The sequence below is a fragment of the Mesorhizobium sp. WSM1343 genome (genome assembly GCF_055901535.1).
Genome location: NZ_CM148370.1, coordinates 657,454 through 670,225 on the forward strand (window position 1 = coordinate 657,454; position 12,772 = coordinate 670,225).

Here is a 12,772-nt window from a genome sequence, read left to right on the forward strand (position 1 = left end):
CGGAAGGTGCGCCCGCTTTGCGCAAAGATCAATCGCGCAGCAATTCGTTGATCGAGGTCTTGGACCTGGTTTTGGCGTCGACGCGCTTGACGATGACGGCGCAGTAGAGGCTCGGACCCGGCTCGCCGTTCGGAAAGGGCTTGCCCGGCATCGCTCCGGCGACGACGACGGAATTCGGCGGCACTTCGCCGTAGAAAATCTCGCCGGTGGCGCGGTCGACGATCTTGGTCGACTGGCCGATGAAGACGCCCATGCCGAGCACCGAGCCTTCGCGCACGATGCAGCCCTCGACCACTTCCGAGCGCGCGCCGATGAAGCAATTGTCCTCGATGATGGTCGGACCTGCCTGCATCGGCTCCAGCACGCCGCCGATGCCGACGCCGCCGGAAAGATGCACGTTCTTGCCGATCTGGGCACAGGAGCCTACCCCGACCCAGGTGTCGATCATGGTGCCTGTATCGACATAGGCGCCGACATTGACGAAGGACGGCATCAGCACGGCGCCCGGCGCGATATAGGCCGAGCGACGCACGATCGACCCCGGCACGGCGCGAAAGCCCTCCTTTTCGAAATCGACAGCGCCCCAGCCATCGAACTTCGACGGCACCTTGTCCCACCACGTCGCTTCGCCGGGACCACCCTTGATGATCTCCATCGGGTTGAGCCGGAAGGACAAAAGCACGGCCTTCTTCAGCCACTGGTTGACATGCCACTTGCCGTCGGCCTGCCGCTCGGCGACGCGGACGGCGCCGCGGTCGAGCAGGTCAAGCGCCGACTGGATGGCATCGCGCGTTTCGCCGCGCGTCGCAGTCGAAATCGCATCGCGTTCCTCGAAGGCCTTCTCGATACTCTTTTCGAGGCTCGCCAGATCGGGCTTCGACATGAATTCGCTCCATTACCAAGCTGTTAAGGGGCTGAGCCTTAACCTGTTTTGAAAGTCGCGCGGACCCTATGTTAAGGCTTAATGGGGGTCAATCGCGTGTGCGTCACGGGACGGCGCAGTTAAGGGAATTGGACGGGTAGTTATGACTCCTATGGAAAAGGCGGGGTGGACGCCGCTGCCGCATTCGGACGAGGATCTGGAGCGGTCGAAGAGCGTGCCTGACACGCCGCAGACGCGTGCCGAAACCTACCGGCTCGCCTGGAACGATCCCGACTTCATGACGCGGCGCGAGTTGCGCGCGGTCAGGCTGCAACTCGAACTCCTGAAACCGGAAATGATCCTAGCCGAACGCGGTATTCGCTCGACGGTGATCCTGTTCGGCGGCGCGCGCCTGCCGGAACCCGGCGGCGAGGCCTGGGCGGCCAAGAACGAGACGCAGAAGAAGAACCTCGAAGAGAACAGCAAATACTACGAGGAAGCGCGCAAATTCGCCCGCCTCTGCTCGCAGCAATCGGCTACCTCCTATTACCGCGAATATGTCGTGGTGACCGGCGGCGGGCCTGGCGTGATGGAAGCGGGAAACCGCGGCGCCGACGATGTCGGCGCGCCGTCGATAGGCCTCAACATCGTCTTGCCGCACGAGCAGGCGCCGAACATCTATGTGACGCCGGAGCTCTGCTTCAACTTCCATTATTTCGCTATCCGCAAGATGCATTTCGTCATGCGCGCCAAGGCGGTCGCGGTGTTTCCGGGCGGCTTCGGCACGATGGACGAATTCTTCGAGACGCTGACCCTGATCCAGACAGGGCGCATGGAGCGCGTGCCGGTGATCCTGTTCGGCAAATCCTTCTGGAAGCGGGCGATCGATCTCGATTTCCTCGCCGAGCAGGGCACGATCAGCCCCGGTGATCAGGACATCATCGACTTCGTCGACACCGCGGATGAGGCGTGGGGGATTATCAGCCGGTTCTATAAGTTAGGAGAGTAGGGCTGGGGATCGGGGAATTGAAGAATTGAAGAATTGAAGAATGAAGGGATTGTGGCTCTGCATTCGGATCGATGCCCAATTCGTCATTTCATCATTTCTTCATTTCCCCTCCCCCCTCTCCACAATCGCCGTCAGAAACCCCGCCAGATCGTCGGTGACGAAATCGACATCATCCTCATTGGCCGGGTCGCGCTCCCAGATTTCGGAAAAGGTCGGCTCGAAATTGCGCGGCACGATCAGCACCGTGGTCATGCCGAGCGACTTCGGCACCGAAAGGTTACGGGCAAGATCCTCGAACATCACCGCATTGTGGCCGGTGACGGCGTGGAGTTCGGCGAACTTCTCGTAGGTCTGGCGCGCCGGCTTGGGATTGAGCCCCGCAGCGACGATGTCGAAGATGTCGTCGAAATGGTCGAGGATGCCGAGCTGGCGCGCGGTGCGCTCGGCGTGCCTGCGGTCGCCGTTGGTGAAGATGAACTTGCGGCCGGGAAGCTGGCGGATGGCGGTGCCGAGAACGGGATCGGGCACCAGCCATGAATAGTCGATGTCGTGGACCTTCTCGAGGAAATCGTCGGGGTCGATGCCGTGGCGTGTCATCAGGCCGTTCAGCGTCGTGCCATATTCGCGGTAGAGCTCCTTCTGCAACTTGCGCGCATCGTCGCGCGGCAATGCCAACAGTTCGCCGACATAGGCGGTCATCTTGACGTCGATCTGCGAGAACAGATTCGAATGGTGCGGATAGAGCGTGTTGTCGAGATCGAAGACCCAGTCGGTGACATGGGCGAAGCGGGCGGGGTCAGGGAGCGTGGTCATGGGCTCCTTATGGCATGAAACGCGCATTCCGAAAGCGACTTTATCCACAACTTCTGCTCGTTGAGGTTGCGTAAATCGTCTCACGATTCAAATTTTAGGCATCTGGGAAAGGTGGCCTTCAGGGCTTGCTGGCAGAGAGGCAGTCTTGTGGGAGCAAGCGATGAACAGCATAATTCTGAGATCCGCCGCCGTTGCTTTCGCCTCAGTCGCGGCCTCTCTCCTGCTGACCCTGATCATCGTTCCGGCCATGGGATTTCCGGTCAACCGGACGATCTGGCTGACCTCCACGCTCTGTCCGCTGGTGCTGGCGTGGGCCGCCAGCGCAAGCACTTTCTGGCAAAGCGACAGGCTGAAAAACGCGCATCGCGATCTCGCCCGAGCCCATGCCCAGCTCGCCGCCGCGCATCGCCGCCTGGCGGAAAAGGCGAGCCGCGACGACATGACCGGCATGCTCAACCGGGAAAGCTTCTTTGCCGCGCTCGACGGTTCGCGCCGCAAGTCCGATCGCGGCGCGCTGCTGATCATCGATGCCGACCACTTCAAGACCATCAACGACAATTTCGGCCACCTGACCGGCGATGACGCGCTGCTTTTGATCGCCAGCGCGATTCAGCGCGGCGTGCGCAGCGGCGATGTGCTCGGCCGCATCGGCGGCGAGGAATTTGGCGCCTTTCTGGTTGGCGCCACCGAGCAGGAGGCCAAGCGCGTCGCCGAGCGCATTCGCCGCGAAGTCGAGCTGATCCGCTTCCGGCCCGTCGACGAGCGGACCATTCCGCTCACGGTCAGCATCGGCGGTACTGTCTGCGGCGAGGAAGCCAGCGTGTCGGAGTTGATGCGCGCCGCCGACCGGCGCCTCTACCAGGCCAAGCACCAGGGCCGTAACCTGACGATCATCGACACCGGCATTTCCGAGGCGGCGTGATCCGATCTGCCGCAACCGGCCTGTTAAGAAAACTCTAACCCTGTTTGCACTCGGTTGTACCGCTTAGCCGGGTTTTCACTGCTTTGCGGCCAGACTTGGCACGATACTGGCTTCCACGGTGATGCATGTGTCGTTCCGGGAATTGCCGTTCTGGGAACGCCATGCAGTGCCGAAGCCCAGCCGAGAGACCAGCCATGAGTTTCATCATCAAGAAAATGTCACGCCGCGCGCTCGTGCAGGCGTTGATCGCATTGCCTGCCCTGTCTTTGTTCCGCAAGCTGCCTGATGCCGATGCCGCCGGTCCAAAGCCCGACCCGAACGAGATCGTCGAGGTCGATGGCTGGATCCTGAAGCGGAGCGACCTGGCATGATCTTCGACAGCTACGAGGCGTATCGCGCTGCGAACTTCACCCCGAAGGTCTGCATCCTCGGCTCCGGTCCGGCCGGCATGACCATTGCCCGCAAGCTTGGCGCGGCCGGCATTCCGGTGGTGGTGATGGAGGCCGGTCCGCGCGAATTCAGCGACGACTCGCAGGACTTTTACCGGGGCAGCACGGTCGGGGATTTCTATTTCGATCTCGACGTCACCCGGCTGCGGTTCATGGGGGGCAGTTCCAACCACTGGGCAGGCTGGTGCCGCGTGCTCGACAAGCAGGATTTCGAGCCGAAGGCCTGGGTACCCGATACGGGCTGGCCGATCGCCCGCACCGACATCGAACCCTATCTGCCGGAAGTGCGCGATATTCTCGACCTTCCGGCCCTCCGGCCCGATATGCCGATCTCGGACGATATTCGCTGGGTGCAGCTGATCAAGAGCCCGGCCGTGCGCTTCGCCGAAAAGTTCGGCGATGAACTCGACAAGGCCACGAACATCGCGGTGGTGCTCAACACTTGTGCCACCGAACTTGCCGGCGACGGCAGACGCGTGACTGGCGCCAGGCTGTGGTCGAACGGGCAGGATGCCGGCTCCTTCAGCGCTGACTATTTCATCGTCTGCACCGGTGGGCTGGAGAATTCGCGGCTGCTTCTGTGGTCCAACCAGCGCTCGAACGGCGGCGTCGTGCCGAATGCAACTGCGCTTGGCCGCTACTGGATGGAGCATCCGACCTTCGAGGGTGGCAACGCCATCCTGGCCGACTATAACGCGTTCGAGGTCGACGCCGTCAACGAGGCCTTCTTCTCGCCGACACTCGCCGCCATGGAGCGGCTGCAGATCATGAATTTCGGCATCCGGCTGATCGAGACGCCGTATCCCGGGGTCAAGAGCCTTATCGCCGACCTCGCCTGCACGGCGCCCAGCATGGCGGAATGGATGTCGTACCAGCTCAGTCAGAGACTGCGCTGCGCGGCCCAGCTCTACGTCGCCTGGGAACAGGCGCCGCTGGCCTCCAACCAGATCGAGTTGTCGAAGACCGATGTCGACCATGCCGGCGTGCCGCGCATCGAACTGCACTGGAAGAAATCCGAACTGGAACATCGCACCCTTCTCGAAGGGCTCAGACTGTTCGGCGCAACGCTGATCGAGAAGAATCTCGGCCGCGTGCGCATTGCCGACTGGATCAGCAATGGTCAGGACTATCCGACCAACGACGAGACGGCGGGCCATCACCATATGGGCGGCACGCGCATGGGCACCGACATCAGCAAGAGCGTGGTCGACGCCAACTGCAAGGTGCACGGCATGGACAATCTCTATGTCGGCGGCTCCTCGGTGTTCTGCACGTCGGGGCAATGCAACCCGACGACGACGATCACCGCGCTGGCCTGCCGGCTGGGCGACCATCTCAGCAAGGTGGTCACCGCCTGACGGCTGCAGGGCAGCATGCTGCCTAGGGCAGTTCACCGTTTCACGGAACGGCGATCCGCTCTAACTCTTTGTTTGACGCAATTCCGGACGGAAAACCGTTTCACACTTTTCCTGGAATTGCTCTAGAGCGTCGCCGGGTCGAGCGCCGGCTGGTCCTTGCGCCGGGCGACGATTGCCGCGAAATCGGCGGTCTGGAAGGCATCGCGCAAGGCGTCGAAGGACGGCAGCACGAAATAGGCGCGCTGGAACTTGTCGATCTCGTAGCCGGTGCGCATCACCGTTTCCAGGTCGAAGGGCACGTGGTGGGCGTCCTTGCCTTCGACCGCGAACTGCAGCTCGGTAAACGACGACATAAGGCCGGCGCCAAAGGCCTTCAGCGGCTGGCCGGCCTCCTGCATCAGGCCATATTCGGCCGTGTACCAGTAGAGCCGGGAAATCATCTCGTCGCCACCCAGCGCGATGATGTCGCCGGCCTTCTCGCCATACATCTGCATGAAATCGGCGAACACCGGTTGCGACAGCGCCGGCACATGGCCGAAGAAATCATGGAACATGTCGGGCTCGACAATGTAGTCGAGCTCCTGCCTGGTCCGCAGCCAGTTGGTGACCGGGAAGCGGCGATCGGCGAGATGGTCGAAAAACGGAGCTGCGGGAATGAGCCCCGGCACCGCGACGATCTGCCAACCGGTGAGTTTGCGCAGCTTGGCGCTGACCTCGTCGAAGTCGGGAATACGGTCGAGCAGGCCGAGTTTTTCGACGCCGTCGAGGTAGGAATGGTGGGCGAGCTTGCGCGTCAGTCTGGTCTGGCGGTCGCACAGCGTGCGCCACACCGCCTGCTCTTCATCGCTGTAATCGTAACCCTGCGACACGGTGAAATCGGCACGGCAGACCGAGTAGTCGCCGCGCAATCCTTGCGCCGCGCAGTCGCGGGCATATTCGGCAACGCTCATCGTCGTCATGGTTTTTCTCCTCGCAAAGCAAATGGCCGACGTGTTGAAGGTTAAGCGGGTTTGCGGAGGCGAATCGGTTTTGATGATGGTTCGAATTCGGAAATCGGGATAATATTCACTCATAAATTCCCAGGAAGGAGTGGAAATGCCTCGATTCGATGATTTCGAGATCAAGATGCTTGATGTCCTGCAGCGCGACGGGCGCAAGCCGGTTTCCGAGCTGGCGCAAGAGATCGGCCTGTCGACGACACCATGCGCGCGGCGCTTCGAGGCGCTGCAGGAGGCCGGCATCATCAAGGGATTTGCCGCCGTGATCAGCCGCCGCGCTGTCGGGCTGATGGTCGAGGTGTTCATCCAGGTGCGCCTCGTCAGCCACAGCGACGGCTCGCCCGAAAGCTTCATCGCCGCCGTGCAGCGCATGGACGAGGTTTCCTCGTGCTGGACGATGACCGGCGACCATGACTTTCTGCTGCATGTCATGGTGCCGTCGGTCGACGAGCTCAACGCTTTCGTCATGCACCGGCTGATGCGGCTCGACGGCGTGCGCGACGTCCACACGCAGTTGGTGCTGCAGAACATCAAGGGCCCGGGCCATGTGCCGCTCGGGCATCTCAGGCGATGACAATGCCTGCCCTTCGCACTCCTTGAGGAAAAGCTGCACGCAAACTGCTGAAACGGGCCAAGCGCGTGTCCACATCGCCGGCCAGCTTGTGCGGACCAACTGCCCAGGAGGTCCGCCATGAAAATCGTCCTGATCAATCCGCCGCACACCGCCATCGGCAGCCGCGTGCCCGACGATCACCTGCCGCCGCTCGGCCTGCTGGCGATCGGCGGGCCGCTGATCGATGCCGGCCATCAGGTGCGCCTCGTCGACGCCGAGTTCGGGCCGATGCCGCTCGATGACGTCGTGCGCAGCGCACTGGAGGACCACCCCGACTTCGTCCTGATCGGCCATTCCGGCTCGACCTCGGCGCACCCGACCGCCTTGGTGATCGCGCGCATGATCAAGGAGCGCGAGCCGGCGACCATCATCATCTATGGCGGCGTTTTCCCGACCTATCATTGGCGCGACATCCTGGCCGCTACCGATGCCTTCGACTTCATCGTGCGCGGCGAGGGCGAAGCGACGGTGGTGGCGCTGGTCGAAGGGCTGGAGATGCGCCAGCCGCCGGCGAGCGTGGCCGGCATCGCCTATCGCGACGATCTCAGCCGCCCCTTCGCCACACAGGCGGCCATGACCATTGCCGACCTCGACGCCTACCGCGTCGGCTGGGAACTGATCGACCATCCCAGTTACAGCTACTGGGGCGGCAAGCGGGCCGTGGTCATGCAGTTTTCGCGCGGCTGTCCGCATCTGTGCAACTATTGCGGCCAGCGCGGCTTCTGGACCCGCTGGCGGCATCGCGATCCGGTGAAATTCGCCAGGGAGATAGCATGGCTGCATCGCCAACATGGCGTCGAGCTCATCAATCTCGCCGACGAGAATCCGACGGTCTCGAAGAAAGCCTGGCGGGCCTTCCTCGACGCCCTTATCGCCGAGAACGTGCCGGTGCTGATCGTCGGTTCGACCCGTGCCGACGACATCGTGCGCGATGCCGACATCCTGCATCTCTACCGCAAGGCCGGTGTCATCCGCTGGCTGCTCGGCATGGAAAACACCGACGAGCAGACGCTTCAATTGATCCGCAAGGGCGGCAGCACCTCATCCGATCGCGAGGCGATAAGGCTGCTGCGTCTCAGCGGCATCCTGTCTATGGCGACCTGGGTGTCCGGCTTCGAGGACGAAGGGTTTCGCGACCTGTGGCGCGGCTTTCGCCAACTCATCGCCTACGACCCCGACCAGATCCAGGCGCTTTATGTGACGCCGCATCGCTGGACGCCGTTCTTCCGCATCGCGCAGGATCGCAAGGTGATCCAGCAGGATGCGCGCCTGTGGGACTACAAGCACCAGGTGCTGCAGATGACGCGGCTGAAGCCGTGGATGCTGTTCTTCAGCGTTAAGCTGATCGAGCTGGCGGTGCAATCACGGCCGAAGGCGCTGGCCCGCATCCTGTTCCACAAGGATCCCGAGCAGCGCCATTCGATGCGCTGGTACACACAGATGGGCCGCCGCGTGTGGCTCCGCGAGGTCTGGGGCTTTCTGGTCCGCGACATCAGGGTGAAAGACGGCCCGACGCTGGCCGAATTCTGGGGCGCGCCGCAGGACGCCGAGGAGGAATCGATGTCCGTTCGACGCCCGGCCAGAAAGCCCGCCATTCCCACCATCGACAATATTGAAGATTCCGAGGCGAGAAAGTTAGCCGGCTGACGAGCGCCTCAGGGCACGATCAGCGTGCCGGCGCCATGTTCGGTGAACAGTTCCAGCAGCACCGCATGCGGGGTCTTGCCGTTGAGGATGACGACGCCTTCGACGCCGCGCTCAATCGCTTCGATGCAGGTCTCGACCTTGGGGATCATGCCGCCCGAGACCGTGCCGTCCTTGATCAGCGCCTTGGCCTCGGCCACGGTCAGTTCATCGATCAGCTTCTTGTTCTTGTCGAGCACACCCGGCACGTCGGTGAGGAACAGCAGGCGCGTCGCCTGGCAGGCGCCGGCAATGGCGCCGGCGAAGGTGTCGGCGTTGATGTTGTAGGTGTGGCCATCGCGTCCCGGCGCCACCGGCGCCAGCACCGGGATCATTTCGGAGCGTGCCAGAAGATCGAGCAAGGTACGGTCGACCTCGACCGGCTCGCCGACGAAGCCGAGATCGAGCACGCGCTCGATGTTGGAGTCCGGATCGATCATGGTCTTGCGGGCCTTTTCGGCGAACACCATGTTGCCGTCCTTGCCGCACAGGCCGATCGCCCATTCGCCCTCGGCGTTGATCAGCGCGACGATCTCCTTGTTGATCGAACCGGCCAGCACCATTTCGACGATCTCGACCGTCTTCTGGTCGGTGACGCGCAGGCCGCCTTCGAACTTGGATTCGATGCCCATCTTGGCCAGCATGGCGCCGATCTGCGGGCCGCCGCCGTGGACGACGATCGGGTTGACGCCGGATTGCTTGAGCAGCGCGATGTCGCGCGCGAAGGCCTTGCCGAGCTCGATGTCGCCCATGGCATGGCCGCCATATTTCACCACGACCGTCTTGTGCTCGTAGCGCTGCATGTAGGGCAGCGCCCGCGACAACAGGGCTGCCTGCATTTCGGCGGTGGCGGTTATTTCCGTCATCGGCTTGGTTCCCTGGAGATCGGTAAGGACGGCGGCGTCTTAGCGGGAATTGGCGCCGCCCGCAAATGGCTTTGCTGTCATATTCGAGCGCCTCACGGCCTCGTCATCGTGTCGGCACCATCAGCGGCGCCCTGCGGCCCAGCCAACCTGAGATCTTCTCCATCTGCGCGGCGAGCGACAAAAGCGTCTCCTCGTCGCCCGGACGGCCGGCAGCCTGGACGCCGATCGGCAGACCGGCGTCGGTGACATGGACCGGCAGGGCGATCGATGGCTGGCCGCTGACATTCTGGATCGCCGGCCAATGGGTGAACCAGAGGCTCTTGTCCATCAACTGGCCGAAGAACGGCTTCAGCTTCAGCAAGGGCGTCAGGTGAAGCTTGTCGAGCAGGTTCTCGATGAGGTCGTCGGCGCCTTTCGGATCCATTGCGCCGCAGGCAAGCGGCGGGTGGGCAATGATCGGCATCAGCACGGCGTCATACTGCGCGGTCTCTGCGATCAGCCGCCGTGAGGCGGCATGCAGCCGCTGCAGGTCGGCATAGGTCTCGCCGGCCGACACCAGTTCGCCGAAGCGGGCGAGCACGCGCGTGGCCCGCTCGATGTCGCCAGCAACGGAACGGCCGACGCGCAGCGCTTCGGCCCGCATCGTGCCAGCGACGGCGGAGGCAACCGTCCTGCAGAAATCGGCGAAGAAATCGCGGCCGATAAAGGGCAAGTCGATCTCCTCGACCGTGTGGCCGCCCTCGCGGGCAAGCGCCACCGCCGTGTCGAGCGCCTCGAGCGTCTCGTCCGAGATCGGCAGGCCAAGCGGCGATTTGCGGTACACGGCCAGGCTGAGCTTGCCGGGATCGCGCGCGGCGGCAGCCGCGAACGTGCCTTTCGGCCGCGGCGCGGCATAGGGCGACAGAGGATCGGGCCCGTGGGTCAGGTCGAGCAGCAGCGCGCAATCGCGCACCGAACGGGTGAGCGCATGGTCGACGACCATGCCGTACCAGCTTTCGCTCACCAGGGGCGTCAGCGGTGTACGGCCGCGCGACGTCTTCAGGCCGACAAGCCCGGTGCAGGCGGCAGGCACACGGATCGAGCCGCCGCCATCGGAGGCATGCGCCACCGGCACGACGCCGGCTGCGACCAGTGCTGCCGAACCGCCCGAAGAGCCGCCGCTGGTATGGCCGGTGTTCCACGGATTGCGGGTGATGCCAAAGGCCCTGGATTCGGTCATCAATCGAAGCCCGTGCTCCGGCGATGTCGAGGTGACGATCGGGATAAGTCCGGCAGCGAGATAGCGGTCGGTCAGCGCCGAATTGACGTCGGCCAGCCATGCCGGAATGCGGCTGCCGCCATGCGTCGGCACGCCCTTGATGGCGATGCCGAGATCCTTGATGGCGAAGGGAACACCAGCCAGCGGCAGCGAGGGGTCGACGGTCTTGGCGCGGGCGCGGGCAGCATCGTAGAGCGGTTCGGCCGTGGCATTGATGTCGGGACGGGTGGCCTCGGCGCGGGCAATCGCGGCGTCGGTCAGTTCGACGGCCGAAACCTCGCCCTTGCGGACCAGATTGGCGAGGCCCGTGGCATCTTCTTCCCAAAGGATCCGTTCGACCGACATGCGCGCTCCCCCATCAATGAAGGCAAGCTAGCCAGTGGCAATTCCATTGGCAATCGACCGACGGATCCGGGCCGGCGACACACAAAAGCTTAGGCGTGCACAAGGTTATTTCCGTCGTTGCAAATACATGGCAATCGCCTAATTTGCCTGCAATGACGCCGCAGGACATCACCAAGCTGATCGTTCGGACTTCGATGAAGGATCGGGCCGCGTTCGATCTGCTTTACCGGCAGACCAGCGCGAAACTTTTTGGCGTCTGTCTTCGTGTATTGAACGACCGGGGAGACGCGGAAGAAGCGCTGCAGGAAGTCTTCGTTAAGATATGGACGAAGGCCGACCGTTTTGCTGTTTCCGATCTAAGCCCGATCTCCTGGCTGGTGGCAATCGCGCGCAATCATGCGATCGATCGCATCAGAGCGCGGCGCAACCCCGCCGCCGACATCGATGCCGCGCTCGACGTGGCCGATCCGGCGCCGGGGCCTGAAGCGATGGCGGTGGCGGGCGACGAATCCGAACGTATCCACCATTGTCTCGATGAGCTGGAGAAGGACCGGGCAGCAGCCGTCCGGGGCGCCTATCTCAAGGGCGAGAGCTATGCCGAACTGGCGGAGCGCCATGGCGTGCCGCTGAACACGATGCGTACATGGCTGCGCCGCAGCCTGTTGAAACTCAGAGAATGCCTGGAAAGATGACGCTGGCAGAAGACACAGGACCGGAACGTGGAGGCGACGACCTGCTCGCCGCCGAGTACGTTCTCGGCGTGCTCGATGCCGACGAACGCCAGATCGTCTCTCGCCGCATCGATGCGGATACGGTTTTCGCCCGTCTTGTCGAGGACTGGGAGGTCAGTCTCTCACCGCTTGCCGCCGCCTATCGGGAAGTCGAGCCGCCGGTTTCGGTGAAGACCGCGGTCGACCGCCGCCTGTTCGCTACCGCTGCCGCGGTGAGCAGGCCCGCCGAAGTGCGCGGCGGCCTGTGGTCCAGCCTGGCCTTCTGGCGCGGCCTTGCCGCAGCCGCGGTTGCGGCACTGGCGATTTACATCGCCGTGCCCATTCTCAACCCACCGGTCGAGCAGCCGCAGGCGCGACTCGTCGCTTCGCTGGCCGCCGAAGGCAGCGACGTCAAATATCTTGCCGTCTACGACGCCGCGCATCACGAAGTCGGCCTGTCGCATGTCTCCGGTGAGCGTGCTTCCGGCAAGGACTTCGAGCTGTGGATGATCGAGGGCAAGAACCCGCCGGTCTCGATGGGCGTCATTCCGGCAGGTGCAACGGCGCATATTATCGTCTCGCCGGCGGCCCATCAGAAACTTGCCCAGGGCGCGGTGCTTGCCGTCAGCCTCGAGCCGTCGGGCGGTTCGCCGACCGGACAGCCGACCGGACCGGTGGTTGCCGCTGGCGACCTGAAGAGCATCTGACCGGCTCTTCACCTGAAAAGTCACAACAGACTATCATAAGTCTATCCTTCGCTGAACATGCCCAAGACAGCATGTCGGCAGGCGGCCGATGGCTCGGGAAATCCCTCTGCGCCATGGATAAAATCAAGAATCACAATATTTCTGAAACTCGGGCGAGTTTGTTCCGTATCTCCTCGCGT

13 protein-coding genes are annotated in these 12,772 nt (G+C 63.1%); 8 read left to right on the forward strand and 5 right to left on the reverse strand.

What is annotated here, in order from left to right:
- Positions 1 to 28: 28 nt before the first annotated feature.
- Positions 29 to 883: a 2,3,4,5-tetrahydropyridine-2,6-dicarboxylate N-succinyltransferase gene (gene dapD / locus AC0NIL_RS03105; RefSeq protein WP_024502087.1), complete on the reverse strand. Its 855-nt coding sequence runs from the start codon at positions 881 to 883 to the stop codon at positions 29 to 31.
- A gap of 142 nt (positions 884 to 1,025) precedes the next feature.
- Between dapD and AC0NIL_RS03110 the strand changes: the two genes are divergently transcribed.
- Positions 1,026 to 1,871 carry an LOG family protein gene (locus AC0NIL_RS03110; RefSeq protein WP_013528481.1) on the forward strand — a complete coding sequence of 282 codons (846 nt, stop codon included), beginning with the start codon at positions 1,026 to 1,028 and terminating at the stop codon, positions 1,869 to 1,871.
- Between the two features lie 99 nt (positions 1,872 to 1,970).
- Here AC0NIL_RS03110 and AC0NIL_RS03115 read toward each other — a convergent pair whose 3' ends face one another.
- Positions 1,971 to 2,684 (reverse strand): pyrimidine 5'-nucleotidase, encoded by a 714-nt coding sequence (locus AC0NIL_RS03115; protein WP_013528482.1) that lies wholly within the window; start codon positions 2,682 to 2,684, stop codon positions 1,971 to 1,973.
- A gap of 160 nt (positions 2,685 to 2,844) precedes the next feature.
- Here AC0NIL_RS03115 and AC0NIL_RS03120 point away from each other — a divergent pair, with 160 nt between their 5' ends.
- The 3 genes from AC0NIL_RS03120 (at position 2,845) to AC0NIL_RS03130 (ending at position 5,413) form a co-directional block, all read left to right on the forward strand.
- Positions 2,845 to 3,606, forward strand: coding sequence for a GGDEF domain-containing protein (locus AC0NIL_RS03120; protein ID WP_013528483.1), 762 nt, complete (start codon positions 2,845 to 2,847; stop codon positions 3,604 to 3,606).
- Positions 3,607 to 3,800: 194 nt separating this feature from the next.
- A complete protein-coding gene (locus tag AC0NIL_RS03125) occupies positions 3,801 to 3,977 on the forward strand; it encodes a hypothetical protein (protein ID WP_082826619.1) in 177 nt (58 codons plus the stop codon).
- On the forward strand, positions 3,974 to 5,413 hold the full coding sequence (locus tag AC0NIL_RS03130; protein WP_473572823.1) for a GMC oxidoreductase: 1,440 nt from the start codon (positions 3,974 to 3,976) through the stop codon (positions 5,411 to 5,413). The genes AC0NIL_RS03125 and AC0NIL_RS03130 overlap by 4 nt, the downstream gene beginning before the upstream one ends.
- A gap of 122 nt (positions 5,414 to 5,535) precedes the next feature.
- Here AC0NIL_RS03130 and phhA read toward each other — a convergent pair whose 3' ends face one another.
- Positions 5,536 to 6,372, reverse strand: a complete 837-nt coding sequence (phhA, locus tag AC0NIL_RS03135; protein ID WP_224620819.1) for a phenylalanine 4-monooxygenase — start codon at positions 6,370 to 6,372, stop codon at positions 5,536 to 5,538.
- 136 nt (positions 6,373 to 6,508) lie between these two features.
- On the opposite strand from phhA, the gene AC0NIL_RS03140 reads away from it, so the two are divergent.
- Both AC0NIL_RS03140 and bchE read left to right on the forward strand, forming a co-directional pair.
- Positions 6,509 to 6,985 (forward strand): Lrp/AsnC family transcriptional regulator, encoded by a 477-nt coding sequence (locus AC0NIL_RS03140; protein WP_024502088.1) that lies wholly within the window; start codon positions 6,509 to 6,511, stop codon positions 6,983 to 6,985.
- Between the two features lie 117 nt (positions 6,986 to 7,102).
- Complete coding sequence (bchE, locus tag AC0NIL_RS03145) at positions 7,103 to 8,671, forward strand: magnesium-protoporphyrin IX monomethyl ester anaerobic oxidative cyclase (RefSeq protein ID WP_473572824.1); 1,569 nt, start codon at positions 7,103 to 7,105, stop codon at positions 8,669 to 8,671.
- Between the two features lie 8 nt (positions 8,672 to 8,679).
- Here the strand turns inward: bchE and argB are convergent, their stop codons facing one another.
- Positions 8,680 to 9,573, reverse strand: coding sequence for an acetylglutamate kinase (gene argB / locus AC0NIL_RS03150; protein ID WP_013528489.1), 894 nt, complete (start codon positions 9,571 to 9,573; stop codon positions 8,680 to 8,682).
- Positions 9,574 to 9,676: 103 nt separating this feature from the next.
- Entirely contained in the window at positions 9,677 to 11,176 is a 1,500-nt protein-coding gene (locus AC0NIL_RS03155) for an amidase (RefSeq protein WP_473572825.1), read from the reverse strand.
- 152 nt (positions 11,177 to 11,328) lie between these two features.
- On the opposite strand from AC0NIL_RS03155, the gene AC0NIL_RS03160 reads away from it, so the two are divergent.
- Both AC0NIL_RS03160 and AC0NIL_RS03165 read left to right on the forward strand, forming a co-directional pair.
- Positions 11,329 to 11,868, forward strand: a complete 540-nt coding sequence (locus tag AC0NIL_RS03160; RefSeq protein ID WP_063169719.1) for a sigma-70 family RNA polymerase sigma factor — start codon at positions 11,329 to 11,331, stop codon at positions 11,866 to 11,868.
- Positions 11,865 to 12,593 (forward strand): anti-sigma factor, encoded by a 729-nt coding sequence (locus tag AC0NIL_RS03165; protein ID WP_224620816.1) that lies wholly within the window; start codon positions 11,865 to 11,867, stop codon positions 12,591 to 12,593. The genes AC0NIL_RS03160 and AC0NIL_RS03165 overlap by 4 nt, the downstream gene beginning before the upstream one ends.
- Positions 12,594 to 12,772: the final 179 nt, after the last annotated feature.

Bases quoted from the DNA above. Each gene is read 5' to 3' on its own strand.
- dapD (WP_024502087.1), bottom strand. From the start codon at position 883: ATGTCGAAGCCCGATCTGGCGAGCCTCGAAAAGAGTATCGAGAAGGCC.
- AC0NIL_RS03110 (WP_013528481.1), top strand. From the start codon at position 1,026: ATGACTCCTATGGAAAAGGCGGGGTGGACGCCGCTGCCGCATTCGGAC.
- AC0NIL_RS03115 (WP_013528482.1), bottom strand. From the start codon at position 2,684: ATGACCACGCTCCCTGACCCCGCCCGCTTCGCCCATGTCACCGACTGG.
- AC0NIL_RS03120 (WP_013528483.1), top strand. From the start codon at position 2,845: ATGAACAGCATAATTCTGAGATCCGCCGCCGTTGCTTTCGCCTCAGTC.
- AC0NIL_RS03125 (WP_082826619.1), top strand. From the start codon at position 3,801: ATGAGTTTCATCATCAAGAAAATGTCACGCCGCGCGCTCGTGCAGGCG.
- AC0NIL_RS03130 (WP_473572823.1), top strand. From the start codon at position 3,974: ATGATCTTCGACAGCTACGAGGCGTATCGCGCTGCGAACTTCACCCCG.
- phhA (WP_224620819.1), bottom strand. From the start codon at position 6,372: ATGACGACGATGAGCGTTGCCGAATATGCCCGCGACTGCGCGGCGCAA.
- AC0NIL_RS03140 (WP_024502088.1), top strand. From the start codon at position 6,509: ATGCCTCGATTCGATGATTTCGAGATCAAGATGCTTGATGTCCTGCAG.
- bchE (WP_473572824.1), top strand. From the start codon at position 7,103: ATGAAAATCGTCCTGATCAATCCGCCGCACACCGCCATCGGCAGCCGC.
- argB (WP_013528489.1), bottom strand. From the start codon at position 9,573: ATGACGGAAATAACCGCCACCGCCGAAATGCAGGCAGCCCTGTTGTCG.
- AC0NIL_RS03155 (WP_473572825.1), bottom strand. From the start codon at position 11,176: ATGTCGGTCGAACGGATCCTTTGGGAAGAAGATGCCACGGGCCTCGCC.
- AC0NIL_RS03160 (WP_063169719.1), top strand. From the start codon at position 11,329: ATGACGCCGCAGGACATCACCAAGCTGATCGTTCGGACTTCGATGAAG.
- AC0NIL_RS03165 (WP_224620816.1), top strand. From the start codon at position 11,865: ATGACGCTGGCAGAAGACACAGGACCGGAACGTGGAGGCGACGACCTG.